27 protein-coding genes, 1 tRNA gene and 1 rRNA gene are annotated in these 25,115 nt (G+C 70.1%); 28 read left to right on the forward strand and 1 reads right to left on the reverse strand.

All coding sequences use genetic code 11. The annotated features are described in order from the left end of the window. Positions 1-4 precede the first annotated feature (4 nt). The 14 genes from rrf to FK531_RS13925 all read left to right on the forward strand — a co-directional run bounded on the left by rrf (position 5) and on the right by FK531_RS13925 (position 13,730). A 5S ribosomal RNA gene (gene rrf / locus FK531_RS13860) occupies positions 5-121 on the forward strand. Between the two features lie 84 nt (positions 122-205). Further along, the gene (locus FK531_RS13865; protein ID WP_142100291.1) at positions 206-1,144 is read left to right on the forward strand and encodes a tetratricopeptide repeat protein; all 939 of its coding nucleotides are present in this window, start codon (positions 206-208) and stop codon (positions 1,142-1,144) included. Then, complete coding sequence (locus FK531_RS13870) at positions 1,141-2,151, forward strand: HAD-IIA family hydrolase (RefSeq protein ID WP_246098152.1); 1,011 nt, start codon at positions 1,141-1,143, stop codon at positions 2,149-2,151. The genes FK531_RS13865 and FK531_RS13870 overlap by 4 nt, the downstream gene beginning before the upstream one ends. 66 nt (positions 2,152-2,217) lie before the next feature. Next, positions 2,218-2,442: a hypothetical protein gene (locus FK531_RS13875; RefSeq protein WP_142100293.1), complete on the forward strand. Its 225-nt coding sequence runs from the start codon at positions 2,218-2,220 to the stop codon at positions 2,440-2,442. Between the two features lies 1 nt (position 2,443). Next, positions 2,444-3,259, forward strand: coding sequence for a TlyA family RNA methyltransferase (locus tag FK531_RS13880; RefSeq protein WP_142100295.1), 816 nt, complete (start codon positions 2,444-2,446; stop codon positions 3,257-3,259). Then, positions 3,256-4,215, forward strand: coding sequence for an NAD kinase (locus FK531_RS13885; protein WP_142100297.1), 960 nt, complete (start codon positions 3,256-3,258; stop codon positions 4,213-4,215). Before FK531_RS13880 ends, FK531_RS13885 begins: the two co-directional genes overlap by 4 nt. After that, on the forward strand, positions 4,205-5,986 hold the full coding sequence (gene recN, locus FK531_RS13890; protein ID WP_142100298.1) for a DNA repair protein RecN: 1,782 nt from the start codon (positions 4,205-4,207) through the stop codon (positions 5,984-5,986). Before FK531_RS13885 ends, recN begins: the two co-directional genes overlap by 11 nt. Positions 5,987-6,100: 114 nt before the next feature. Continuing rightward, the gene (gene steA / locus FK531_RS13895) at positions 6,101-7,285 is read left to right on the forward strand and encodes a putative cytokinetic ring protein SteA (RefSeq protein ID WP_142100300.1); all 1,185 of its coding nucleotides are present in this window, start codon (positions 6,101-6,103) and stop codon (positions 7,283-7,285) included. Beyond that, complete coding sequence (locus FK531_RS13900; RefSeq protein ID WP_142100302.1) at positions 7,282-8,235, forward strand: copper transporter; 954 nt, start codon at positions 7,282-7,284, stop codon at positions 8,233-8,235. Before steA ends, FK531_RS13900 begins: the two co-directional genes overlap by 4 nt. Positions 8,236-8,398: 163 nt before the next feature. Then, positions 8,399-10,138 (forward strand): CTP synthase, encoded by a 1,740-nt coding sequence (gene pyrG, locus FK531_RS13905; protein WP_142100304.1) that lies wholly within the window; start codon positions 8,399-8,401, stop codon positions 10,136-10,138. 22 nt (positions 10,139-10,160) lie between these two features. Next, positions 10,161-10,802: an NUDIX domain-containing protein gene (locus FK531_RS13910; RefSeq protein WP_142100306.1), complete on the forward strand. Its 642-nt coding sequence runs from the start codon at positions 10,161-10,163 to the stop codon at positions 10,800-10,802. Between the two features lies 1 nt (position 10,803). After that, positions 10,804-11,727 carry a site-specific tyrosine recombinase XerD gene (locus FK531_RS13915; protein WP_142100308.1) on the forward strand — a complete coding sequence of 308 codons (924 nt, stop codon included), beginning with the start codon at positions 10,804-10,806 and terminating at the stop codon, positions 11,725-11,727. Between the two features lie 128 nt (positions 11,728-11,855). Continuing rightward, on the forward strand, positions 11,856-12,848 hold the full coding sequence (locus FK531_RS13920; protein WP_435531054.1) for a ParA family protein: 993 nt from the start codon (positions 11,856-11,858) through the stop codon (positions 12,846-12,848). Continuing rightward, entirely contained in the window at positions 12,849-13,730 is an 882-nt protein-coding gene (locus FK531_RS13925) for a segregation and condensation protein A (protein ID WP_142100312.1), read from the forward strand. It begins immediately after the preceding gene. Between the two features lie 50 nt (positions 13,731-13,780). On the opposite strand, the gene FK531_RS13930 is transcribed toward FK531_RS13925, so the two are convergent. Continuing rightward, on the reverse strand, positions 13,781-14,920 hold the full coding sequence (locus tag FK531_RS13930; protein ID WP_246098153.1) for an RNA-guided endonuclease InsQ/TnpB family protein: 1,140 nt from the start codon (positions 14,918-14,920) through the stop codon (positions 13,781-13,783). An 89-nt stretch (positions 14,921-15,009) separates the two neighbouring features. Between FK531_RS13930 and scpB the strand changes: the two genes are divergently transcribed. The 14 genes from scpB (at position 15,010) to FK531_RS13990 (ending at position 25,068) form a co-directional block, all read left to right on the forward strand. After that, a complete protein-coding gene (gene scpB / locus FK531_RS13935; protein WP_142100316.1) occupies positions 15,010-15,756 on the forward strand; it encodes an SMC-Scp complex subunit ScpB in 747 nt (248 codons plus the stop codon). Positions 15,757-15,767: 11 nt separating this feature from the next. Then, positions 15,768-16,940, forward strand: coding sequence for a pseudouridine synthase (locus FK531_RS13940; RefSeq protein ID WP_142100318.1), 1,173 nt, complete (start codon positions 15,768-15,770; stop codon positions 16,938-16,940). A 32-nt stretch (positions 16,941-16,972) separates the two neighbouring features. After that, on the forward strand, positions 16,973-17,635 hold the full coding sequence (gene cmk, locus FK531_RS13945) for a (d)CMP kinase (protein WP_142100794.1): 663 nt from the start codon (positions 16,973-16,975) through the stop codon (positions 17,633-17,635). Further along, positions 17,632-19,068, forward strand: coding sequence for a ribosome biogenesis GTPase Der (der, locus tag FK531_RS13950; protein WP_142100320.1), 1,437 nt, complete (start codon positions 17,632-17,634; stop codon positions 19,066-19,068). Before cmk ends, der begins: the two co-directional genes overlap by 4 nt. A gap of 125 nt (positions 19,069-19,193) precedes the next feature. Beyond that, a tRNA-Pro gene (locus FK531_RS13955) sits at positions 19,194-19,267 on the forward strand. Between the two features lie 138 nt (positions 19,268-19,405). Next, positions 19,406-20,215 carry a bifunctional hydroxymethylpyrimidine kinase/phosphomethylpyrimidine kinase gene (gene thiD, locus FK531_RS13960; protein ID WP_142100322.1) on the forward strand — a complete coding sequence of 270 codons (810 nt, stop codon included), beginning with the start codon at positions 19,406-19,408 and terminating at the stop codon, positions 20,213-20,215. Between the two features lie 25 nt (positions 20,216-20,240). Continuing rightward, entirely contained in the window at positions 20,241-20,387 is a 147-nt protein-coding gene (locus FK531_RS22390) for a hypothetical protein (RefSeq protein ID WP_181762955.1), read from the forward strand. Beyond that, the gene (locus FK531_RS22395) at positions 20,384-20,554 is read left to right on the forward strand and encodes a hypothetical protein (protein WP_181762956.1); all 171 of its coding nucleotides are present in this window, start codon (positions 20,384-20,386) and stop codon (positions 20,552-20,554) included. Before FK531_RS22390 ends, FK531_RS22395 begins: the two co-directional genes overlap by 4 nt. Before the next feature lie 67 nt (positions 20,555-20,621). Continuing rightward, positions 20,622-21,299: an NUDIX hydrolase gene (locus FK531_RS13965; protein WP_142100324.1), complete on the forward strand. Its 678-nt coding sequence runs from the start codon at positions 20,622-20,624 to the stop codon at positions 21,297-21,299. Between the two features lie 20 nt (positions 21,300-21,319). Beyond that, a complete protein-coding gene (locus FK531_RS13970) occupies positions 21,320-22,357 on the forward strand; it encodes an SMP-30/gluconolactonase/LRE family protein (RefSeq protein ID WP_142100326.1) in 1,038 nt (345 codons plus the stop codon). A 46-nt stretch (positions 22,358-22,403) separates the two neighbouring features. Beyond that, positions 22,404-23,078 (forward strand): CDP-alcohol phosphatidyltransferase family protein, encoded by a 675-nt coding sequence (locus tag FK531_RS13975; protein ID WP_142100328.1) that lies wholly within the window; start codon positions 22,404-22,406, stop codon positions 23,076-23,078. Between the two features lie 65 nt (positions 23,079-23,143). Then, positions 23,144-23,947, forward strand: a complete 804-nt coding sequence (locus tag FK531_RS13980; protein ID WP_142100799.1) for a DUF881 domain-containing protein — start codon at positions 23,144-23,146, stop codon at positions 23,945-23,947. Positions 23,948-23,961: 14 nt separating this feature from the next. Beyond that, complete coding sequence (locus FK531_RS13985; protein ID WP_142100796.1) at positions 23,962-24,312, forward strand: small basic family protein; 351 nt, start codon at positions 23,962-23,964, stop codon at positions 24,310-24,312. Between the two features lie 6 nt (positions 24,313-24,318). Beyond that, entirely contained in the window at positions 24,319-25,068 is a 750-nt protein-coding gene (locus FK531_RS13990) for a DUF881 domain-containing protein (protein WP_142100330.1), read from the forward strand. The last annotated feature ends 47 nt before the right edge of the window (positions 25,069-25,115 follow it).

A 25,115-nucleotide genomic window follows, 5' to 3' on the forward strand; every position in this document is an offset into this window, starting at 1 on the left:
GAGTTACGGCGGCCATAGCGGAGGGGAAACGCCCGGTCCCATTCCGAACCCGGAAGCTAAGCCCTCCAGCGCCGATGGTACTGCACTCGACAGGGTGTGGGAGAGTAGGACACCGCCGAACATCCGTTACCGAAAGGGGACCCAATACATTGGGTCCCCTTTCGTGTTTGTATGTGTATGCGCCTGTTGTCTGAAAGGAGATGCTGTGTCGGACAACAACGGAGATCGCCGTTCCTACGGGAGTGGCGGCGGTGCCGATCGTCGTCGTACCGGTGGTGAATCCCGTGGTGGTCAGGGTGGCGGCCCCCGTGGAGGATCCGGAAGCCGCGGTTCGGATCGTCCCCGCAGTTCCGATCGTCAGGGAGGCGGGGAGCGCCGCTCCGACGGACCCCCTAGGCGTCGCGGCGGAGAGGGCGGTTTCGGTCCGCCCCCGCGCGACGGCGGAAGCTACGCCGAGCGTCGCGCACCCCGGCCCGAAGAACCGGACCTGCCTGAAGAGGTCCAGGCCGGCGAGCTCGACCCGGCCGTGCGCCGCGACCTGCTGAGCCTCGACAAGGCCAATGCGAATGCCGTCGCCAGGCACCTGGTGATGGCGAGCAAGTTGATCGACGACGACCCGCGCCTCGCTCTCGCCCACGCTCGTGCCGCGCGTCAGCGCGCAGGTCGCGTCGCCGTCGTGCGGGAAACCGCCGGCATCACTGCCTACCACGCCGGCGAATGGGCCGAGGCGCTCTCCGAGCTGCGGGCTGCCCGTCGTATGGCAGGCGGTCCCGGACTGCTCGCCGTGATGGCGGATTGCGAGCGCGGACTCGGTCGACCCGAGCGCGCCATCGAGCTCGGTCGCAGCGAGGAAGCGCGCGCCCTGAAGGGTGACGAGGCGACCGAGCTGCGCATCGTCGTCGCCGGCGCACGGATGGACCTCGGCCAGTTCGACCAGGCCGTCGTCAGTCTGCAGACGCCCGAGCTCGACGCGTCGAAGTCTGGCCCGACCGCTGCGCGGTTGTTCTACGCGTACGCCGACGCCCTGGTTGCGGCCGGTCGCGTGGAGGAGGGCCTGAAGTGGTTCCTCAACTCCGCCGCTGCCGATCACGACGGTGACACCGATGCAGAGGATCGGGTGGCCGAGCTCTCGGGCGACCAGTGAGCGAAGGTCTGCCGGGCGACGCCGGAAGGACCCTGCGGCAACGGCACGACGTTCTGCTGCTCGACCTCGACGGCACGGTCTATGCCGGTCCGCATGCCATCCCGGGTGCGCGTGATGCGTTGGTCGTCGACGGCGGACCTCGCCTGTTCTACGTGACGAACAACGCCAGCCGCAGCCCCGCGTCGGTCGCGGCGCATCTGAACGAGCTCGGTTTCCCGGCAACGGAATCCGAGGTCGTGACGAGTTCGCAGTCGGCCGCGCGGCTGCTCGCCGAGCAGCTTCCTGCCGGCGCGGCGGTCCTCGTGGTCGGCACCGAGGCGCTCGCCGACGAGGTGCGGGCGGTGGGGCTGCATCCGGTACGCCGCTTCGAGGATTCACCGGTGGCCGTCGTACAGGGACACTCACCGGACACCGGATGGCCGATTCTCGCGGAGGCGACTCTCGCGATCCGCGCCGGCGCGTACTGGGTGGCCTCCAACGTGGACACCACCCTGCCGACCGAACGTGGACTCTGCCTCGGCAACGGGGCGATGGTCGCGGCGTTGCGGGTGGCGACCGAGCGCGAGCCCGTCGTCGCGGGCAAGCCTGCCGCACCGCTGATGGAGGACTCGGTCCGCCGCAGCGGCGCACACGCACCGCTGATGGTCGGGGATCGGATCGACACCGACATCGCGGGTGCGAACGCGGTCGGCATGGCGTCGTTGCTGGTCCTGACCGGGGTGAGTACGCCGGCTGACCTGCTCCGGGCGCCGGTGGAACACCGGCCGACGTACCTCGCGGCGTCACTGGCCGCGCTCGACGCGGACGCGGGCACGCTGGTGTTCGCGCCGGATCAGCGGGTTCGGGTGCGTCGCGAATCCGGCGACATCGTGGTGCGCGTCGACGAAGGGGTAGACGCGCTGGCCGTGTTGCGGTCGGTGCTCGTCGAGGCATGGCGAGATCCGGAGTTCGCCGCCGTGCGCGGCGAGGACCCGGTGTCGGCAGCCGTAGCTGACCAGCTGGCCTGAGCGGAGCCCGACCCGGCGGCGTCGCCTGTGCGCGTCTGTCGGATCGATCCGCTAGCGTTGGGGCCGATGAATACGCCGATTCCGCTGCCCGGAGCACACCTGCCGGGCCCGCCGCAGACGGTCGACCCCGACAAGATCCACGCCGAGGTCGACGAACTTCTCGCGGGCCTCGGCGCGGTCGGCGCGGGGGAGGACCCGCACGGCCACGACCGGATTCCCCGTCAGGCGCACATTCTCGAGCGGGCCCACGACGTGCTGGTGCAGGCGCTCGCCACAGTGGACAAGATCTGAGGTGGCTCGTCGTGCACGGGTCGACGCCGAACTCGTTCGGCGGGGGATGGCCCGCTCCAGGGAACACGCAGCGCAACTGATCGCCGCGGGTCGGGTGCTGATCTCGGGATCCGTCGCGGTCAAACCTGCGACGGCCGTCGAGGCGGGTACCCCGCTGCTGGTTACCGAGGAGGTCGACGAGGTCTCCTGGGCCTCGCGCGGCGCCCACAAACTGCTCGGGGCGCTCGAGGCCTTCGAACCGGCGGGACTGACGGCCGAGGGCAAGCGATGCCTCGATGCAGGCGCGTCCACCGGTGGCTTCACCGACGTCCTGCTCAGCCGCGGAGCCGTCGAGGTCGTGGCGGTCGACGTCGGGTACGGACAGTTGGTGTGGCGCCTGCAGTCCGACGACCGCGTTACCGTGGTCGACCGCACCAATGTGCGCTCGCTGCAGCCCGATCAGATCGGTGGCCAGGTGGAGCTCGTGGTCGCGGACCTGTCCTTCATCTCGCTCAAACTGGTGCTGCCGGCGTTCGTCGCGTGTGCGGCGGACGGCGCCGACCTGGTGCCGATGGTCAAGCCGCAGTTCGAGGTCGGCAAGGACAGGGTCGGATCAGGTGGCGTCGTACGCGATTCGGCGCTGCGGGCCGAGGCGGTGCACGAGGTCGCGCTCGCCGCGGACGCGGCCGGGCTCCGCACCCTGGGCGTCGTGGCGAGCCCGCTACCGGGGCCGTCGGGCAACGTCGAGTACTTCCTGTGGCTGCGTAAGCAGCCCGAACCAGGGGTCGAGGCGCTGCGCGAGGTCATCGAGCGGGCCGTGCAGGAGGGGCCGCAGTGAGCTCGCCCGTCACTACCCAGCGCGAGATCCTGGTGGTCGCGCACACGGGAAGGCCGGAGGTGACCGAGACCGCCCGCCGGGTGGCCGCCATCTTCCAGAAGGCCGGGATCGGTCTTCGCGTGTTGACGAACGAGGCGGACCGGACGGACCCGACCGCCCAGCTTCGGTCGATCGACGTCGACCTGACCATCGTCGAACCCGGGCCCGAGGCGGCCGCCGGGTGCGAGATGGTCCTGGTCCTCGGTGGGGACGGAACGTTCCTGCGCGGCGCGGAACTGGCCAAGGCCGCGTCGGTCCCGGTGCTCGGAATCAACCTCGGCCGTATCGGCTTCCTCGCGGAGACCGAGGCCGAACATCTCGACGAGGCGCTCGCCCAGGTGGTACGGCGCGAGTACCGCGTCGAACACCGGATGACACTCGACATCGCGATCCGAGTCGACGACGAGGTCGTCGCGCGTGGTTGGGCGTTGAACGAGGCGAGCATCGAGAACGTGTCCCGGCTCGGTGTGCTCGAGGTGGTGCTCGAGGTCGACGGCCGTCCGGTGTCGTCGTTCGGATGCGACGGCGTGCTCGTCTCCACCCCGACCGGGTCGACCGCCTACGCGTTCTCGGCGGGCGGTCCGGTGGTGTGGCCGGAACTCGAGGCGCTGCTCGTGATCCCGAGCAATGCGCACGCACTCTTCGCCCGTCCGTTGGTGACCAGCCCGGAATCGCTGATCGCGGTCGAGACCTTCGCCGGCGGTCACGACGGGCTGGTGTTCTGCGACGGCAGTCGCACCCTCGAACTGCCCGCGGGCGGGCGGGTCGAGGTGGTCCGCGGAACGCATCCGGTGCAATGGATCAGGCTCGACTCGGCCCCCTTCGCGGACCGGATGGTGCGCAAGTTCGAACTGCCGGTGAAGGGTTGGCGCGGACGACGAACCGGCGGGGAAGGGGAGAACGAGAGTGCTCGCTGAAATCCGGATCGACGGTCTGGGTGTCATCTCCCAGGCCAGTGCGCAGTTCCACGAGGGATTGACCGTGCTCACCGGCGAGACCGGGGCGGGCAAGACGATGGTCGTCACCAGCCTGCACCTGCTCAGCGGCGCGCGAGCCGACGCGGGGCGGGTACGGCTCGGCGCGGACCGGGCCGTCGTCGAGGGCCGGTTCTCCACCGCGAACTCAGCGCCCAAGGCGACCGCGGAGGTGGACCGGTTGCTCGAGTCGACCGGTGCCGAACGGGACGAGGACGGCACCATCATCGCCGTCCGCACGGTGAGCGCGGACGGACGGTCGCGGGCGCACCTCGGCGGGCGCAGTGTTCCCGCCGGCGCGCTGTCCGAACTGACCGGGCCGCTGTTGACCGTGCACGGCCAGAACGACCAGTTGCGGTTGCAGCGGCCGGACCAGCAGCGGGCGGCCCTCGACGAATTCGGCGGTGCCGCACTGGGTTCCCTGCTCGACAAGTACCGGACGCTGCGCTCGCACTGGCTCGAGGCGCGCGAGGAACTGGACGAACGGACCCGCAGCAGTCGTGAACTCGCGCAGGAGGTGGACCGGCTCGAGTTCGCGTTGAACGAGATCGACGCGGTCGCCCCGCAGGCGGGCGAGGACGCCGCGATCGTCGCGGACGTGCGCAGGCTCAGCGACCTCGACTCGCTGCGCTCGGCGGCGGTGGGCGCGCAGGTGGCGCTGCTCGGCGCCACGGCCGCAGACATGGACACCGACGCGGCCCCCGACGCGGCCGGCGCGCTGGACCTGCTCGGCGAGGCCCGCGCGCGGATCGAGTCCTCCGACGACGAGTCGCTCACTGCGCTGGCCCCGCGGCTGGCCGAGGCGATCACGGTGCTCACCGACGTGTCCTCGGATTTGACCGGATATCTCGCGGACCTGCCCTCGGACCCCGGCGCCCTCGACGCGCTGCTCGGCAGGCAAGCGGAGCTCAAGACTCTGACCCGCAAGTACGCGGCGGACGTCGACGGGGTGCTCGAGTGGGCCGCGCAGGCCCGCGACCGGCTCGTCCGGATCGACGTGTCCGCGGACGCGCTCGCGGCGCTGGCCACCCGCGTGGACGAGGCGGCGGCCGCGTTGGCCGAGGCCGCGCTGGCGCTGAGCAAGGCGCGCGCGAAGGCGGCCATGAAGCTCGGCAAGGCGGTGACCGCGGAGCTGGCGGGCCTGGCGATGGGCAAGGCCCGGCTCGAGGTGAGCTCGCAGCCGATCGTCGCGGGTCCGCAGGACTCGGCCCCGCTCACCGTCGACGGCAGGCAGGTCCACGCCGGTTCGGCCGGTGTCGACGAGGTCGAGTTCCGGCTCGCCGCGCACAGCGGATCCGCGGCGCTGCCGATCAGCAAGAGCGCCTCGGGCGGTGAACTGTCCCGGGTGATGCTCGCGCTCGAGGTGGTGCTGGCCGGCGCGCAGTCCAGCGCGACCATGGTCTTCGACGAGGTGGACGCGGGCGTAGGCGGCCGCGCCGCGGTCGAGATCGGCCGCAGGCTGGCCCGGCTGGCCCGGACCCACCAGGTGATCGTGGTGACGCACCTGCCTCAGGTCGCGGCGTTCGCCGACACCCACCTCGTGGTCGACAAGGTCGACGGCCGGAAGGGTGCGGACAGCGGCGTACGGACCCTGACCGACGATCAGCGGGTCGCGGAGCTGGCACGCATGCTCGCCGGACTCGGCGACACCGAGACCGGTCGGGCACACGCCGAGGAACTGCTCGCCACCGCGAGCGCGGAACGTTCCAGCTGAACCGGTTTCGGGCCCCGCGCGGTGGTGCGGCTGTGGCGGGTGTGGTGATCGAGGCCGCAAACGACTCGGCGCGCCTCCGCGGCAACGGCGCTGGTCGGCGTCATCATCGAAGCCATGAAGATGCCCGCTCTGTTGTCACGAAACACCGAATCGCTACCGGGAATCACCGGTATCGCCAGGGTTGACCGCAACACGGCGAAGCTGTTGCGCCGCGTCGGCCCGGGCGACATCGTGGTCCTCGACGAACTGGACCTGGACCGGGTCACCGCCGACGCGCTCGTCGAGGCGGGCGTCACGGCTGTGGTCAACGCGTCCCAGTCGATCTCCGGCCGCTACCCGAACCTCGGTCCCGAGGTGATCGTGGCCAACGGCATCACGCTCGTCGACGCGGTCGGCGACGAGGTGTTCAAGAAGGTCAAGGACGGCGCCAAGATCCGCCTCGACGACGGCGGCGTCTACGCCGGCGAGCGGCGGCTGGCGAAGGGCGTCGAACAGTCCGAGGCCGAGATCTCAGACCTGATGATCGAGGCGAAGACCGGACTGGTCGACCATCTGGAGGCGTTCTCCGGCAACACCATCGAGTTCATCCGGACCGAGAGTCCACTGCTGATCGACGGGGTCGGCGTGCCCGACATCGACGTCGACGTCAAGGACCGGCACGTGGTGGTCGTCGCAGACGGCGCGGACCACGTCGCGGACCTGAAGAACCTCAAACCGTTCATCAAGGAGTACTCGCCGATCCTGATCGGCGTCGGGGCCGGTGCGGACGCACTCGCGAATGCGGGCTACCGCCCGGATCTGATCGTCGGGGACCCCGAGGACGTCAGCAATGCGACGCTGAAGTCGGGTGCCGAGGTCGTGCTGCCTGCCGACCCGGACGGCCACGCGAAGGGGCTCGAGCGCATCCAGGACCTCGGCATCGGGGCGATGACCTTTCCCGCCTCCGGCGCGCCCGCGGACCTTGCACTGCTGCTCGCCGACCACCACGGCGCGTCGCTGATCGTCACGGTCGGCAGCACCGTGTCCCTGGACGAATTCTTCGACCGGGGCCGTCGCGACAGCAATCCGGCCGCGTTCATGACCCGCCTCAAGGTCGGTCCGAAACTGGTCGACGCCAAGGCCGTCGCGACGCTCTACCGCAGCCGGGTCTCCGGCGCGGCCATCGCGCTGCTCGTTCTCGCGGCCCTGACCGCGGTCATCGTCGCGCTCGTCGTCTCCAACATCGGCGGCGAGGCACTCGACTGGGCCGTACAGACGTGGAACAGCTTCGCCCTCTGGGTTCAGGGACTGTTCAAGTGATTTCTCTGCGTCAACATGCAATCTCCATCGCCGCGATCTTCCTGGCCCTCGCCATCGGCGTCGTCCTGGGATCGGGCACCCTCTCCGGCTCATTGCTCTCCGGGCTCCGCGACGACAAGTCCGACCTGCAGAATCAGGTGGGCGACCTGAACTCCCAGAAGAACGCACTGAACGAGCAGCTCAACACCGCCGACAACTTCGACGCGGCGGTGTCGGGTCGGGTGGTGCGCGATGCGCTGGGCCAGCGGACGGTCGTCATCGTGACCACTCCGGACGCCGATCCGGCCGATCTGGACGCCGTCACGCGACTGATCGGAGCAGCCGGCGGCGCCGTCACCGGCCGGGTCGCGCTGACCGATTCCTTCGTCGACGCGGCGAACAGTGACCAACTTCGCACCGCGGTGACCAATGTGATCCCCGCCGGCATCCAGCTCCGCACCGGGGCAGTGGATCAGGGCAGCCTGGCGGGCGATCTGCTCGGGTCGGTGCTGCTGCTGAACCCGCAGAACGCCCAGCCGCAGAGCACGCCCGAGGAGCTGGGCGTGGCACTGGAAGCGTTGCGTGCCGGCGGGTTCGTCGCCTACGACAACGGCGCCGTCAAGCCCGCGCAACTGGCCGTCGTGCTGACCGGTTCGGGTGCCCGCGCGGACGGCTCGGACGGAGGAAATCGGGGCTCTATCGTCGCCCGATTCGCCGCCGCGCTCGATGCCAGGGGAGCGGGCACGGTGCTCGCGGGCCGGCCCGGTTCGGCCGTCGGCAACGGTCCGATCGCGGTCGTCCGGTCCGACACCGCGCTGTCCACCGGGGTCACCACCGTCGACGACGTGAACCGAGAATCCGGCCGGATCACCACCGTTCTCGGCCTCCAGGAACAGCTCGGCGGCACCGCGGGCCGGTACGGGACCGGACCGGGCGCCGCGGCCGTCACCGTCGGTGCACCACTCGGGTGAGGGGCCGTCGGCGGCGGCCGGCGGTGCGAAAGCGGCGCGCCGTGTGAGTGATCGGGTGCGCAGGTGTTACCGTGAAGTCCCGTGGGTCGGCAGGCCCCAGCTCTACCATTAGTCAAGCCCTGCACGCAGATTTTGTCCTGCATCGTCGTCACGGGAGCCCTTCTTGCCACTGTCACGCAGTAATTCGCGTACCGCCACCAAGCACATCTTCGTCAGCGGGGGCGTGGCCTCCTCGCTCGGCAAGGGTCTGACGGCGTCGAGCCTCGGGCAGCTGCTGACCTCTCGCGGGTTGCGAGTGACCATGCAGAAGCTGGACCCGTACCTGAACGTCGATCCCGGCACCATGAACCCGTTCCAGCACGGTGAGGTGTTCGTCACCGAGGACGGCGCGGAGACCGACCTCGACGTCGGCCACTACGAGCGCTTCCTCGACCGCGACCTCAACGCCTTCGCGAACGTGACCACCGGTCAGGTGTACTCGACCGTCATCGCCAAGGAGCGTCGCGGCGAGTACCTCGGCGACACCGTCCAGGTGATCCCGCACATCACCGACGAGATCAAGAGCCGCATCCTCGCGATGGCGGGACCGGACGCGGACGGGCAGACGCCGGACGTGGTCATCACCGAGATCGGTGGCACCGTCGGCGACATCGAGTCGCAGCCGTTCCTCGAGGCCGCCCGCCAGGTCCGTCACGACGTCGGCCGGGACAACGTCTTCTTCCTGCACGTGTCGTTGGTGCCGTACCTCGGTCCGTCCGGCGAGCTCAAGACCAAGCCCACCCAGCACTCGGTGGCGGCGCTGCGCAACATCGGTATCCAGCCCGACGCGCTGATCCTGCGCTGCGACCGCGACGTGCCGCAGGCGCTCAAGTCCAAGATCGCGCTGATGTGCGACGTGGACGTCGACGCCTGCATCTCCACCCCCGACGCACCGTCCATCTACGACATCCCGAAGGTGCTGCACAGCGAGGGTCTCGACGCCTACGTGGTGCGCAAGCTGGGCCTGCCGTTCCGGGACGTGGACTGGACGGTGTGGGGCGCGCTGCTCGAGCGCGTGCACGAGCCGCGCGAGTCGGTGCGGGTCGCGTTGGTCGGCAAGTACGTGGACCTGCCCGACGCCTACCTGTCGGTGACCGAGGCGCTGCGTGCGGGCGGCTTCGCGCATCGCGCCAAGGTCGAGATCGACTGGGTGCCGTCCGACGCCTGCGAGACCGAGGCCGGCGCCCAGCACGCGCTCGGCGAGGCCGACGCGGTGCTCATCCCGGGCGGCTTCGGCATCCGCGGGATCGAGGGCAAGCTCGGCGCCATCACCTACGCCCGCACCCGCGGCGTCCCGCTGCTCGGACTGTGCCTCGGCCTGCAGGCCGTCGTCATCGAGGCGGCGCGCTCGGTCGGCCTGGCCGACGCCAACTCGGCCGAGTTCGAGCCGGACACCAAGCATCCGGTGATCTCCACGATGGCCGATCAGGAGCAGATCGTCGCGGGCGAAGCCGACCTCGGCGGCACCATGCGCCTCGGCGCCTACCCGGCGGTCCTGGAGAAGGGTTCGGTCGTCGCCCGCGCCTACGGCTCCGAGAACGTCTCCGAGCGTCACCGGCACCGCTACGAGGTCAACAACGCGTACCGGGACCGGATCGCCAAGAGCGGACTGAAGTTCAGCGGCACCTCCCCGGACGGACACCTCGTCGAGTTCGTCGAGCTGCCCGCCGCCACGCACCCGTTCTTCGTTGCGACACAGGCACACCCGGAGCTCAAGAGCCGGCCCACCCGTCCGCACCCGCTGTTCGCCGCCTTCGTCGGCGCCGCCCTCAAGTACAAGGCGGAGGAGCGTCTCGAGGTGGACGTGCATCCCGAGGACGCGAAGGCGGACGCCGAGTCCGTCGACGCGCCGAGCGCGGGATAACGCGGGGTACCGGCGAGACCCGATGACCCGACCCGGAGAGCACGAGTTCGAGACCCTCGGCACCCGCACCGTGTACGAGGGCGCCATCGTCGCGCTGCGGGTGGACCACGTCGCCATGCCCGGCGGCGGGTCCGCCGACCGCGAGGTGGTCGAGCACTACGGGGCGGTCGCGGTGGTCGCCGTCGACGATCAGGACCGGTTGGTGCTGATCAACCAGTACCGGCACCCGCTGGGCAGGCGACTCTGGGAACTGCCCGCGGGACTGCTCGACGAACCCGGCGAGGACCCGGTCGACGCGGCGCGCCGTGAGCTGGCCGAGGAGACCGGCCTCGCCGCCGAGCAGTGGTCGGTGCTCGTCGACGTCGCCGCCTCACCCGGGTTCACCGACGAGGTGGTCCGGGTGTACCTCGCGACCGGACTGTCGGAGGTGGACCGGCCGGACCCCGAACACGAGGAGGCCGACCTCGAGATCGCCCGGGTACCCGTCGCGGCGGCGGTGTCCCGCGCGCTCGACGGCGGCATCGTCAACGCCACCGCGCTGTCGGGGATTCTGGCGCTGGCCGCGGTCCGGGCCCGCGACGGCGGCGGTGCCGTCGGACGGCCTGCGGACGCGGAGTGGATCGACCGGCCGACAGCGTTCGCGCTGCGCCGCCGGGACGCCTGACGTGCTCGCCGGCGAGGTGGCCAGCTACCTCGACCACCTCGCCGTCGAGCGGGGGGTCGCGGCGAACACGCTGTCGTCGTATCGACGTGACCTCGAGCGCTACCAGGACTACCTGACCGGCCGCGGCATCGACCGGCTCGGGGCCGTGGCCGAGCGGCACGTCAGCGAGTTCGTGGTGGTGCTCCGGCGCGGCGATCGGGCGGCCGGCGTGACCCCGCTCGCGGCGAGTTCCGCGGCGCGCGCGCTGATCGCGGTGCGCGGGCTGCACAAGTTCGCCGCCGTCGAGGGCATCACCGATGTCGATGTCGCGCGGGCGGTGAAGCCGCCGCCACCGGGGCAACGGTTGCCGAAGTCGCTGCCGGTCGACCAGGTGCTCGCACTGCTCGAGGCGACCGGCGGCGCGGACGCCGCGGATCAGCCGCGCGCGCTGCGGGACCGGGCGCTGCTCGAACTCCTGTACTCGACCGGTGCCCGCATCTCCGAGGCGGTCGGCCTCGACATCGACGACATCGACGGGGTGGACCGTGCGGTGCTGCTGCGTGGCAAGGGCGGCAAGGACCGGGTTGTCCCGATCGGTCGTCCAGCGTTGGCCGCGATCGAGGCGTACCTGGTCCGGGGCAGGCCCGCACTGGTGGCGCGAGGCGGTCCCGCGCTTTTCCTGAACTCCCGTGGCGGACGGTTGTCCCGGCAGAGCGCCTGGCAGGTGCTGCGTGGCGCCGCGGACCGGATCGGCATCAGCGACGGCGTGTCACCGCACACCCTGCGGCACTCGTTCGCCACCCATCTGCTCGACGGAGGCGCGGACGTGCGGGTGGTCCAGGAACTGCTCGGGCACGCCTCGGTGACGACCACACAGATCTACACGCTGGTGACGGTCGGCTCGTTGCGCGAGGTGTGGGTCGGGGCGCATCCGCGCGCCCGGTGACCGAGGCTCTCCCCGATTGCGGCGTTGCGCTGAGAGCGGACCCCGCGCGTGTCCCGGACAGGTTGCCGAGAGCGAGGCGGTAGCGTCTGATGAATCAAGGACGAGCGACAGGGGAGCAACAGACCGTGGTGACACCGCAGCCGCCAGCGGCGGAGTCAGAGCGCCAGTACCCCGACGGGCAGGGGCACGCGAGCGCGCTCTGCGACGACCGGCCGTCCGACCATCGCGACAACACCAACCTCGACAACACGGATCTCGCCGGCACCGTCTTCGACGACGAGGCGGAACTCGGCCCCACCGGCCGACCGCTGCGTGTGATCCCCGAACCTGCCCCTGTCCAGACGCACGGTCCGGCGAAGGTCATCGCGATGTGCAACCAGAAGGGTGGCGTCGGCAAGACCACTTCGACGATCAACCTCGGCGCATCGCTGGCCGAGTGCGGCCGCCGGGTGCTCCTGGTCGACCTCGATCCGCAGGGCGCACTGTCGGCGGGTCTCGGCGTCGCCCATCACGACCTGGACCTCACCGTGCACAACCTGCTGGTCGAGCCGAAGGTGTCGATCGACGAGGTACTGATGCGGACCCGGGTCGAGAACCTGGACCTGCTGCCCAGCAACATCGACCTGTCGGCCGCCGAGATCCAGCTGGTCACCGAGGTGGGGCGCGAGCAGACGCTCGGCCGGGTGCTGTACCCGGTGCTCGACCGCTACGACTACATCCTGATCGACTGCCAGCCGTCGCTGGGCCTGCTCACCGTCAACGCACTGGCCTGCGCCGAGGGCGTCATCATTCCGATGGAGTGCGAGTACTTCAGCCTGCGCGGGCTTGCCCTGCTCAACGACACGGTGGAGAAGGTCCGCGACCGGTTGAACCCGCGGCTGCAGATGTCCGGGATCGTGGTGACCATGTTCGACGCGCGGACGCTGCACGCACGCGAGGTGATGGCTCGGGTGGTCGAGGTGTTCGGTGACCTGGTCTTCGACACCGTCGTCAACCGCACCGTGCGCTTCCCCGAGACCAGCGTCGCGGGCGAACCGATCACCACGTGGGCACCGAAATCCGGTGGCGCACAGGCGTATCGGTCGCTGGCGCGCGAAGTGATAGCGCGGTCCGGTCGGTAGATGGACACTGCGCCGGCCGTAGACGTCGCGCCGATCGAGACCGTTGTGCCGGTGGAGCCCGTGCCCGAGGAGCCCGCGGCAGCCGAGGAACCCGGCAAGCCCGGATTCCGGGTGCGACTGCGGAATTTCGAGGGTCCGTTCGACCTGCTGCTCACCCTGATCAACCAGCGTCGCCTCGACGTGACCGAGGTCGCGTTGCACCAGGTCACCGACGATTTCATCGCGTACACCCGGGTGCTGGGTGCCGAGATGCCGCTCGACGCGACCACGGAGTTCCTGGTCGTCGCCGCGACCCTGCTCGACCTCAAGGCTGCCCGACTGCTGCCCTCCGGCGACGTGGAGGATGCCGAGGACCTCGCGCTGCTCGAGGCGCGGGACCTGCTGTTCGCGCGACTGCTGCAGTACCGGGCCTACAAGCAGGTCGCGCAGTTGTTCGCCGAGCTCGAGGCCGCCGCGTTGCGCCGGTACCCGCGGTCGGTCGCGCTGGAGGACAAGTTCGCCGGACTGTTGCCGGAGGTGCTGCTCGGCGTCGATCCGCAGGCCTTCGCGGACATTGCCGCGACCGCGTTCGCGCCGCGACCGGTCCCGACGGTCGGCCTGGACCACCTGCACGTGTCGGCGGTGTCGGTGCCCGAGCAGGCGGCGATGGTGCTGGAGCTCCTCAAGGAGCGTGGCCAGGGTCAGTGGGCGAGTTTCGGTGACCTGGTCGCGGGCTGCGATGTCACAGTGCAGATCGTGGCACGATTCCTGGCGCTGCTGGAGCTCTACCGGGAACGGGCGGTGGCGTTCGAACAGCCCAAACCGCTCGGGGAGCTGCTGGTCAGCTGGACGGGCGAGGTGGATGCCGACGCGCAGACACTGGTGAGTGAGGACTACGGTTAACGCTTCTCCTGCCTAAAGGCTGGAGATTCCAAGCTCAGACCGCAACCCGACTACCCACCCCGAAGGGAGGGATCAGATTGTCTGACATCTTCAACACTTGTGTGGCCGCGCTCTGCCACAGCCAGAATCACCCCGGCAGCGTTCCGATCCCGACCGGCGGTGTAGCGGCAGCCATGGCAACGGAAGACTCGTTCCGCGAATCCGAGGCGTTGCTTGGCTCTCGCGAAACACCTCGAACACGTCATCGTCCTGTAGGCGGGCTGAACCAACACCACCTTCCGGCCGGCCCGCAAACCACGATCGATCAGTTCCCGTTTCGCAAGGCCGATCGCTGCATCGGAGGCATTGCGGGCCATCGTGGACTTGGCGAGGAACTTCGGGGTGAAATCCTCCACCGCAATCAACGCATGCCGGTCAATCACCGACTTCGCCCACACACGCGATTGATGTTCGGTCTGGCGGGCCGCCTTCTTCTGCAGCCTCGCCGCGTCCCGCTTCGCACGTTCGTAGCCCCGCGACTGCGGACCACGCTTGCCACTGTGACGTCGCGACATCTTCCGTTGCGCCTTCGCCAACTCCGCCGCACAGCGCTGCCGATGCCCGAGATACGGCAGGTCGAACTCGCTGCTCGTCGTGGTGGCAGTGGTGCTCACACCCCAGTCGACACCGATCCCACCCACTGCATCGGGTGCGGGTTCGGTGTCGCGGTGGACAACGAACGAGGCATACCAATGCCCCAACGAATCCTGGGTGACGCGAACACTGGTCGGATCGGACGGCAATTCCCGCGACCACACCACCGGGACGCTCACTCCCTTCGGGAGGATCAACCGCCCTTCGCGCAGGGAGAATCCCCGCAGGGTGTACTCGAGGGAAGGCAGCGAGTTTTTCCGCGCCTTGAACACCGGCCGGCCTCGGCCCTTCACCTTGAAGGAATGGTCCAACGCCTGCGCACAGGTGCGGAGGGTTTGTTGTTGGGCGACCTGCGACCCGTCCCGCAGCCACGCACTGTTCGAGCGGGCTTGGGTGAGGAGCTTCGACAGCTTCCCGAGCGTCGGCCGCAGACCCGACTTCTGGTGATGGACAGCCTCGTTCCACAGGAACCTGCATCGATGCCATTCAGCGGTCAGAGCACGTTGCGCTATCGCGCCGGGCCGGAGCCGGTAGTTGTAGCGCACCACTTCCTCCACACCCGGGAAGGTAACCGACTCCACCGACAGGAAGGAGGACGGCGCTTCCTCTCCCCGGTGAACGAAGGAGTAACCGCGCCGAACTTGCGATGAGTGAGCTCGAACAGACGGCAGAGATAGACGCGGCGGGCGATCTGGACCCGGACCTCGATCTGGACACGAACCTCGATCTGGACACGGGTGTCGACCCGGACGACCGGCTCGACGACGACGAACTCGTGTCTGCGCTGGAGTCGTTGTTGCTGGTCGTGGACTCGCCGGCGGGTAACGACGCCCTCGCCTCGGCGGTCGGCGACACCCCTGGCCGGATCGAACGGACGCTGCGCCGGATGTCGGCCGAGCTGACCGCGCGGCGCAGCGGAATCGACCTGCGGTACGCCGGGGACGGGTGGCGTTTCTACACCCGCAACGAGAACGCTCCGTACGTCGAACGGATGCTGCTCGACGGCGCTCGGTCGAAACTCACACGCGCGGCTTTGGAAACATTGGCCGTTGTTGCGTACCGTCAACCTTTGACCCGTGCGCGGGTGAGTGCGGTTCGCGGCGTGAACGTCGACGGTGTGATGCGCACTCTGCTCGCCCGTGGGCTGGTCGCGGAGGCCGGTGTGGACTCCGAGACCAACGCGACGACGTATTCGACGACCGAGCTGTTCCTCGAACGGCTCGGCCTGGCCTCGCTGGCAGATCTGCCGGCGCTGGCGCCGTTGCTGCCCGACGTCGATGTCATCGACGACATCAGCGACGACATGGAGTCAGACCCGCGGTTCACCAAACTGGGAGCCGCACGGGCGGGATCCGAACCCGAGTTGGACACCCGCGTAGATAGCGAAGAGTGACAGGACCAAAAGTGAACAGACCCGCTCGCCGTGATGGCACACCGGACCGTGGCAGGAGCAATCCCGCCCGCAAGAACACGAACAAGAAGGACGCGCCCCAGAGGGGGTCGGGTTCGAGGGGTTCGGCACCCCGTGATTCCGCCCGAGGCGGCGAGTCCCGCGGCTCCTACGATCGGCCTGAGCGTGGATCGACTCAGCGAGGCGCTGCCCCGCGCGGCGGCGAGGCCCGGGTCTCGCAGGATCGTACCGAGCGTGGCGCGGCCGCAGGCCAGGCCGGTGCAGGCAAGAAGCCGCATCGCGGCCAGCCCGCCGGCGCAGGCAAGAACAAGTACGGCAAGCCCAAGGCGTCGAAGCCGCAGCGCGCCCAGCAGGCCGCTCCCAAGGTCAGCAACGCCAAGCCGGCCCGGCACCAGTACGCCGACGGCCCGGCGCCCGCCAAGCTGCCCGCCGGCGAGGGCATGCGCCTGCAGAAGGTGCTCGCCCAGGCCGGTGTGGCCTCGCGTCGCGCCGCCGAGGAACTGATCGAGCAGGGTCGCGTCGAGGTCGACGGCCGCATCGTCGTCGAACAGGGCCTGCGGGTCGACCCCGAGAACGCCGTGGTCCGAGTCGACGGCGTCCGCGTCGTCGTGAAGAAGGACCTGGTCCACATCGCGCTGAACAAGCCGCGCGGCTGGCAGTCCACCATGTCCGACGACCTGGGCCGCCCCTGCATCGGCGACATCGTCTCCGAACGGGTGTCCGCCGGCCAGCGACTGTTCCACGTCGGGCGTCTCGACGCCGACACCGAGGGCCTGATCCTGCTGACCAACGACGGCGATCTCGCGCACCGGCTGATGCACCCGTCCTTCGAGGTTCCCAAGACCTACCTCGCGACGGTGTCCGGTGTGGTCGATCGCAACCTCGGCAAGACGCTCAAGGCGGGCGTCGAGCTCGAGGACGGCCCGGCCAAGGTCGACTCGTACGCACTGCTCGACGTCAACCAGGGCAAGTCCCTGGTGAAGATCGTGCTGCACGAGGGCCGCAAGCACATCGTGCGCCGCCTCCTCGAGGCGGTCGGCCATCCGGTGGTCCGCCTGGTGCGTACCGACATCGGTCCGGTCGCGCTCGGCGACGGACGGCCGGGCACCCTCCGGGTCATCGGACCTGGTGAGGTCGGCGCGCTGTACAAGGCGGTCGGGCTGTGACCGAACAGGTCGGTGCCCGCCTCGTCGTCGCCATGGACGGACCGTCGGGTACCGGCAAGTCCAGCGTGTCCCGTCGCCTCGCCGACGGCCTCGCCGCGCGTTACCTCGACACCGGCGCGATGTACCGGATCGCCACCCTGCACGTGCTGCGCTGCGGCGTCGACATCGGTGACGCCGCAGCGATTGCTGCGGCGACCAAGGCGCTCGAGCTGTCGATCGGGACCGATCCGGTCTCCGACCGGGTGCTGCTCGCCGGCGAGGACGTCACCGACGAGATCCGCGGCGCCGCCGTGACGCAGGCCGTCTCGGCGGTGTCCGCGGTGCCCGAGGTACGTACGATCCTGGTCGACAAGCAGCGGCAGTTCGTCGCGACCACCGACCGAATCGTGGTCGAGGGGCGCGACATCGGCACGGTGGTGCTGCCGGACGCGGACGTGAAGATCTACCTCACCGCCACGGCGGAGGCGCGGGCGCAGCGACGCAACGCGCAGAACATCGCCGAGGGTCGCGGCGACGACTACGCGGCGGTGCTGGCCGACGTGCAGCGCCGTGACCATCTCGATTCCACCCGCGCGGTGTCCCCGCTACGACCCGCCGACGACTCGGTGATCGTGGACACCAGCGAACTGGGCATAGACGACGTGATCGGCAGGTTGCTGCTGGTTGTGCGTGAGCGAACTGGAGCAGTGCAGTGACCGACAGTCTTGACTTCGGCGGATCGGAATTCGCCGGCGACGGAACCTGGAGCGAGGAATCGGACTGGGAGTTCGTCGATTTCGAGGAGGGCGAGGAGGGCGAGGGCCATGTCCCCGTCCCCACCCTCGCGATCGTGGGTAGGCCGAACGTCGGCAAGTCCACGCTCGTGAACCGGATCATCGGCCGGCGTGAGGCCGTCGTCGAGGACATCCCGGGTGTCACCCGCGACCGCGTCTCCTACGAGGCCAACTGGTCCGGCCGGCGGTTCATGGTGCAGGACACCGGCGGGTGGGAGCCCGACGCGAAGGGCCTGCAGCAGTCGGTGGCCCGGCAGGCCGAGCAGGCCATGCAGACTGCCGACGCCATCATCCTGGTGGTCGACGCGGTGGTCGGCGCGACCGCCACCGACGAGGCCGTCGCGCGGGTGCTGCGCCGGTCGAAGACGCCGGTCCTGTTGGTGGCCAACAAGGTTGACGACGAGCGGACCGAGTCGGAGGTGGCCGCGCTGTGGTCGCTCGGCCTCGGTCAGCCGCACTCGGTGAGTTCGATCCACGGCCGCGGCACCGGTGACCTGCTCGACGAGGTGCTCGCGGTGCTGCCCGAGACCCCGCGCGAGGGCACCGGTGGCCAGGGCCCGCGCCGGGTGTCGCTGGTCGGCAAGCCGAACGTCGGAAAGTCCAGCCTGATCAACAAGCTGTCCGGTGCCGAACGGTCGGTGGTGCACGACGTCGCCGGTACGACCGTCGACCCGGTGGACTCGCTGGTCGAGCTCGGCGGCAAGGTGTGGCGCTTCGTCGACACCGCGGGTCTGCGCAAGAAGGTCAGCCACGCGAGTGGCCACGAGTTCTACGCGTCCCTGCGGACGAAGGGCGCGATCGAGGCCTCCGAGGTCGCGATCCTGCTGATCGACGCCTCGCAGCCGATCACAGAGCAGGACCTGCGGGTGCTGTCGATGGTCTCGGATGCCGGTCGCGCGCTGGTGCTGGCGTTCAACAAGTGGGACCTCGTCGACGAGGACCGCCGGCTCATGCTCGAGCGGGAAATCGACCGGGACCTGGTGCGGGTGCCGTGGGCGCAGCGGGTGAACATCTCCGCGCACACCGGCCGGGCCGTGCAGAAGCTGGTCCCGGCGCTGGAGACGGCGCTGGACTCCTGGGACAAGCGGATCCCGACGGGCCGGTTGAACAACTGGCTCAAGGAGGTCGTCGCGGCGACCCCGCCGCCGATGCGTGGCGGTCGACTGCCCCGGATCATGTTCGCCACCCAGGCGGGCACCCGTCCGCCGACGTTCGTGCTGTTCACCACGGGGTTCCTCGAGGCCGGCTACCGCCGCTTCCTGGAGCGTCGCCTGCGTGAGGAGTTCAACTTCGACGGCAGCCCGGTGCGCGTCTCGGTGCGTGTGCGGGAGAAGCGGGAGCGCAAGAAGCGCTGAGGCTCTTCGGCCGACGCGGCGGCGGAACTCGCCGCCGCGTCCGCCGAGAAACGGTCCACGACGAGGCGATTCGCGATCCGGAGTCGCACTGATGTAATCTCATCGAGCGCCCGCAAGGGAGTGGACGGGCTGTGGCGCAGCTTGGTAGCGCACCTGACTGGGGGTCAGGTGGTCGCAGGTTCAAATCCTGTCAGCCCGACAGAAACGAAGGCCGTTCCGGAGAAATCCGGGACGGCCTTCGTCGTGTTCGGCCGCAGGTCCGGGTGGTTTTCCCGCGCCCGCCGATTGTTAGGCTGAGCAGGATCATCACCTCATCCACCCGTCGGGAGAACTCACCGTGGTCGACCTCGCATATGTCATCGCCGGAATGGAAGCCACCGGCGGCGCCGGCCTCCAGGTCGACCTCAAGACGTTCCAGGAACTCGGCGTGTACGGCGTCGGCACCACCACCTGCATCGTGTCCTTCGATCCGAAGAACAACTGGTCGCACCGGTTCGTGCCGATCGCTCCGGAGGTGATCGCCGACCAGATCGAGGCCGCGACCGCCGCCCACGACCTCGACACCGTCAAGATCGGCATGCTCGGCACCCCCGCGACCATCGAGGTCGTGGCCGAGAAGCTGCGCGGTCAGTCGTGGCGGCACGTCGTGCTGGACCCGGTGCTGATCTGCAAGGGTCAGGAGCCCGGCGCCGCGCTGGACACCGACACCGCGCTGCGCGAGTCGATCCTGCCGCTCGCAACCGTGGTGACCCCGAACCTGTTCGAGGCGCGGACGCTGGCCGGGATGGATTCCATCGGTTCGGTCGACGAGTTGGTCGAGGCCGCCCGCCGCATCCACGACCTCGGTCCGCGGTACGTCCTCGCCAAGGGTGGGGTCGAACTGCCAGGCGACGACGCAGTGGACGTGCTCTTCGACGGAGAGGACGTCACGATCCTCGCCGCACCGAAGATCGGCCGCGAGCGGGTGTCGGGGGCGGGTTGCACGCTCGCGGCCGCGGTCACCGCGGAACTGGCGAAGGGCGTCGACGTGCACGACGCGGTCGACTTCGCGAAGGAGTTCGTCACGGCAGGCATCGAGGGCCGCGTCGCCGCACACACACCGTTCGACACGGTCTGGCAGGGCGCCTTCGTCGACGCCCTGGCCTGAACCGGTACGGGGCTAGGGTCGCCTGATGGACGACGCCCCGACACTCACCCGCGAGGTCTGCGCCACCGCGCTCGCCGACTTCCGGCCGTGTGCGGTGGACCGGGCCGGGCATCGCGTCGCCGCCGTCGCGCTCGTGGTCGTCGAACGCGGTGACGGGACGCCGAGCCCGTGATCCGGTCACTCCCCGGTGCGGCTGAACCGTTGCTGCGGTGGCCGTTCCGCGGTGAGCAGTTGTTCGCGCCGACCGCGGCGATCATTCACCAATTCCGGGAGGTGGCGTTGCACGGCCGTCACACCCGCGTCGTCGACTTCGCGCAACCCGACTTCGCCTCCCGCTGACCGGGAACGACGCCGGACACGACGCCGGGCCGCCCGTCCGGCCCTGAGTGCAGGTTACGGTCGGGTGATGGACCTGAGCACACCGAAACCGAGCGACGAGGACCCCGGCGAGACGGCGCCGACGGACGCGGGCCCGGCGCTGACCCGGGACGACTGCGCGGCCCGGGTCGCGGCGTTCGACCGGCTCGTGGTCCCCGACACCGGTGGTCGCCGGGCCGCGGTCGCGCTGACGGTGATCACGGACGACGCGGGGGCCCGGCTGCTGCTGACCCGGCGACCGCCCAAGATGCGTGCGCACGCCGGGCAGTTCGCGTTACCCGGCGGCAGTATCGACCCCGGCGAGACGCCCGAGCAGGCCGCGGTCCGCGAGCTCGCCGAGGAGTTGGGGGTGCACGCGCCGGCCGATGCCGTCGTCGGCGCGCTCGACGACTACGTCACCCGGTCCGGATTCGTGATCACCCCCGTCGTGCTGTGGGTGGGGGAGCTGACCGAGCCGATCACCCCGAACCCGGACGAGGTGGCCCTCGTGTTCGAGGTGACGATGGCCGAGGTCGACGTCGACGCACAGCTCGAGCCCGTCACCGGCGCCATCGCCGGCACTCCGCCGATGTTGCGCTGGCCGTTCCGCGGCGGCGCCATGCACGCCCCGACCGGGGCGATCATCCACCAGTTCCGTGAGGTCGTCCTCCACGGTCGGGCCACCCGGGTGGCCGGGTTCTCGCAACCGGACTTCGCTGCGCGCTGACCCGGTTTACGGTTGCCCCTATGGGATTCGTCCGTGACGTACTCGCTCGACTCGACCGCACCGGCGTCGACCCAGTCGCGTGGAAGGCACCGCCGGCGCCGCACGTGATCCCCGACCCGGCACCGGAATTCGACGCGGCCGAACGCTGGTCGATGCCGGACGCGAAGGGGCCCGAGGACGTCGCCGTCGACCACGACGGACGCCTGGTCACCGGCACCGACGACGGTAGGTTGTGGCGCTTCGACGAGCCGGGCAGGCCCACCGTCGTCGCGGACACCGGCGGCCGCCCCCTCGGCGTCGAGGTGCTCGACGACGGCCGCTACCTCGTCTGTGACGCCGAACGCGGCGTACTGCGCGTCGACGATCGCGGTCGGGTCGAGACGCTGGCCGACAGCGCTGTCGGCCAGCCGCTGGTCGCGTGCAACAACTCGGCGGTCGGGCGCGACGGCATCATCTACTTCACCGACTCCTCGGCCAAGTTCTCCATCGCCGAGCATCGCTACGACCTGCTCGAACACCGCGGGACGGGCCGGCTGATCCGGCTGGACCCGGTGACCGGCGAGACGGACCTGCTGGCCGACGGGCTGCAGTTCGGCAACGGGGTCGGACTGTCCGCCGACGGGTCCTTCGTGGTGGTCGCGGAGACCGGGGGCTACCGGATCCGGCGGGTCGATCTCACCGGACCGAATGTCGGCCGGGTCAGCACCTGGGCGGAGAACCTGCCCGGCATCCCGGACAACGTCGCTTCGCAGACTCCGGCGGGAATCTTCTGGGTCGCCCTGTACAGCCCGCGGATGCGGCTGCTGGACATGATGGCCCCGCACCCGACGTTGCGCCTGGTCGCGGCGAACCTGCCCGGCTGGGCCCAGCCGGACCCGGAGCAGCGGGCCTGGGTGCTCGGGCTCGACGGCAGCGGCACGATCGTGCACAGCCTGCGGGGCGGGAAGGGGAGCTATTCGCCGGTCACGGGTGTGCGGGAGGCGGACGGCTGGCTCTATCTCGGCAGCCTGAGTGCGGACGCGGTCGCCCGCGTCCGCGCCCCGCGGCCGGCCGTGTGACACGCTTGTCCCCGTAGTCGAACGGACGAGGGAACGCGGGGGTCACATGGGCAGCGGAAACCGGCCACCTGAGGTGGCGGACGGCCCGTCCGAACCGATCGTGACCGACCGTGTCCTGACCGTGCCGAATCTGCTCAGCGTGGTCCGGTTGATCGGCGTGCCGATCTTCGTGTACCTGCTGCTCGGACCGCACGCGGACGGCTGGGCCCTGGCGATCCTCATGCTCAGCGGGTTCACCGACTGGGCGGACGGCAAACTCGCCCGACTGCTGAACCAGACGTCGAAACTCGGCGGCCTGCTGGATCCCTTGGTGGACCGGCTGTACGTCGTCTCCACACTGATCGCGTTCGCGATCCGCGGCATCATCCCGTGGTGGGTCGCGGTGATCCTGATCGGCCGCGACCTGGTGCTGGCCCTGACCCTGCCGATCTACCGGCGGCGAGGGCTCCCCCCGCCGACCGTGCTCTACCTCGGCAAGGCCGCCACCTTCGCGCTGATGTTCGCGCTTCCCCTGGTGCTGGCCGCGCAGGGCGACTGGGCGTTCGCCCCGTACGGGCGGGCCTGGGGTTACGCGCTGCTCGCGTGGGGGACCGGCCTGTACGTGTGGACCGGCCTGCTGTACCTGCTGGCGGCCCGCAACGTCGCGCGAACGGTCCCGCTCGCCGGGTCGGCGGGCAAGCACCCGCCGGGGGAGCGTGCCCCGGGGGCCGGGTCGCCGTGAGCGGAATTCACGTCGGCGACGAACCTGTTCGCCGCAACCCGGTGCCTTCGCTGCTCAAGGCGTTGATGAACGAGGGACTCGACCCGGGCTACGCGGCGGCCGCCGAGGACCGGGCGCGGGGGCACTCGCTGCACCGCCCGCTGCACGCGAGTGCGTGGTGTGTGGCAGGCTGTCTCGTCCTCGGACTGCTGTTCGGGGTGGCCTACGCGCAGGCCTCCGACCGGGCACCCGGGGTCGACCAGGTGCGCAGCGAGATCCTCGGCAAGGTGCACGACGCGGAGTCGCGTGGCGCGAAACTGGCCGCCACCCGCGACGACCTGGCCGCCCGGACGGACGCGCTGCGGGCCCAGGCCCTGGCCGGCGACGCCCGGGGATCCGGGGTGCTGACCCGACTGGGCGCGCAGGAACAGGCCGCGGGGCTGGACCCCGTGCACGGCCCGGGGATCGTCGTCACGCTGACCGACCCGGCCGCCCGCCCCGACCTGTCCGACCAGTCGCGACCGGCGGCCCGGGCGAAGCCGGTGATCCTCGACCGTGACCTGCAGACGGTGGTCAACGCGCTGTGGGCCGGCGGCGCCGAGGCTGTGGCGGTGGGCGGGGTACGGGTCGGACCCTCGGTGACGATCCGGCAGGCGGGTGGGGCGATGTTGGTGGACAACCAACCGGTGCCCTCGCCGTACGTCGTCTCCGCGATCGGTCCCAGCTCACGGCTGCAGACCGGCTTCGTCGTCAGCGACGCATACCTCCGGATGTCCGGCGTGGCACAGCTTTACGGCGTCGGATTCACCGTCGCCGAGAACGACGACATCCGACTGCCCGGCGCGTCAGCCCGGGAGATTCGATCCGCACGCGAGGTGGGGGGCCAGTGAAGCCGGTGAAGGCAGTGAAGAACGGGTACGCGATCTACGGCGTCCTCGCGCTCGTCGCGGGGATCGTTGCGGGCGTGGTGTTTCGGCCGCAGGTGCCCGACGGGGTGCAGCCGTACCTGCCGATCGCCGTCGTCGCCGCGCTCGACGCGGTGTTCGGCGGGCTGCGCGCGTACCTGGACGAGATCTTCGACGCCAAGGTCTTCGTGGTCTCGTTCGTGTTCAACGTTCTCGTCGCCGCGCTCATCGTCTGGCTCGGCGACCAGCTCGGCGTCGGGACGCAGCTGTCCACCGCCATCGTGGTGGTCCTCGGTATCCGAATCTTCGGCAACGCGGCCGCGTTGCGGCGCAGGCTCTTCGGTGCGTGAGCGACCGTGAACGGGATCGAGGGCAAGCACGAGTGGCACACCGTGACACCGGCGTCGGTGCGGCGGTCCCGGACGGTGTTCGGACTGCTGGCCGTGCTCTTGATGGCGGCGCTGGGACTGGCGATCGCGACCCAGGTGCGCGACACCGGTTCCGGGGACAGCCTGGATTCCGCACGCCCCGCCGACCTGCTGGTGGTGCTCGACACCCTGAACCAGCGTGAGGCCTCGCTGCGCCAGGAGGTCGCCTCGCTCGAGGAGACGTTGGCCACGTTGCAGCGCAGCGGCGGCGGCTCGGACGCGGCTCTGACGGAGGCACGCTCGCGCCTGACAGCGCTGTCGATCCAGGTCGGTTCGGTCCCGGCGACCGGCCCGGGTGTGGTGCTGACGGTGACCGATCCGGGCCGCGGTGTGGGCTCGGAGGTCGTGCTCGACCTGCTGCAGGAACTGCGGGCGGCGGGAGCCGAAGCCATCGAGGTGCAGGGCGCAGGAGCTGCGCCGATACGGATCGGTGTGAACTCCTGGGTGACGGGACCAGCGGGTCGTCTGCAGCTCGACGGAACCGAGATCACGGCGCCCTACCGGGTGACCGCGATCGGCGACCCGCCGACGCTCGCTGCCGCACTGAACATCCCGGGCGGAGTGGTGGACACGGTCGCGCGCAGTGGCGGCCGGGTGACCGTCGAGCAATCGGAGCAGGTCACGATCTCCGCCTTGCGAGAGACGAAACCACGCCAATACGCTCAGCCCGGAAACTGAGATCCGGGTTCGACCGCCGCGACCGCCGCGCGCACCGGATTGTCATG

Source organism: Rhodococcus spelaei (genome assembly GCF_006704125.1).
Lineage (GTDB): Bacteria > Actinomycetota > Actinomycetes > Mycobacteriales > Mycobacteriaceae > Rhodococcus_G > Rhodococcus_G spelaei.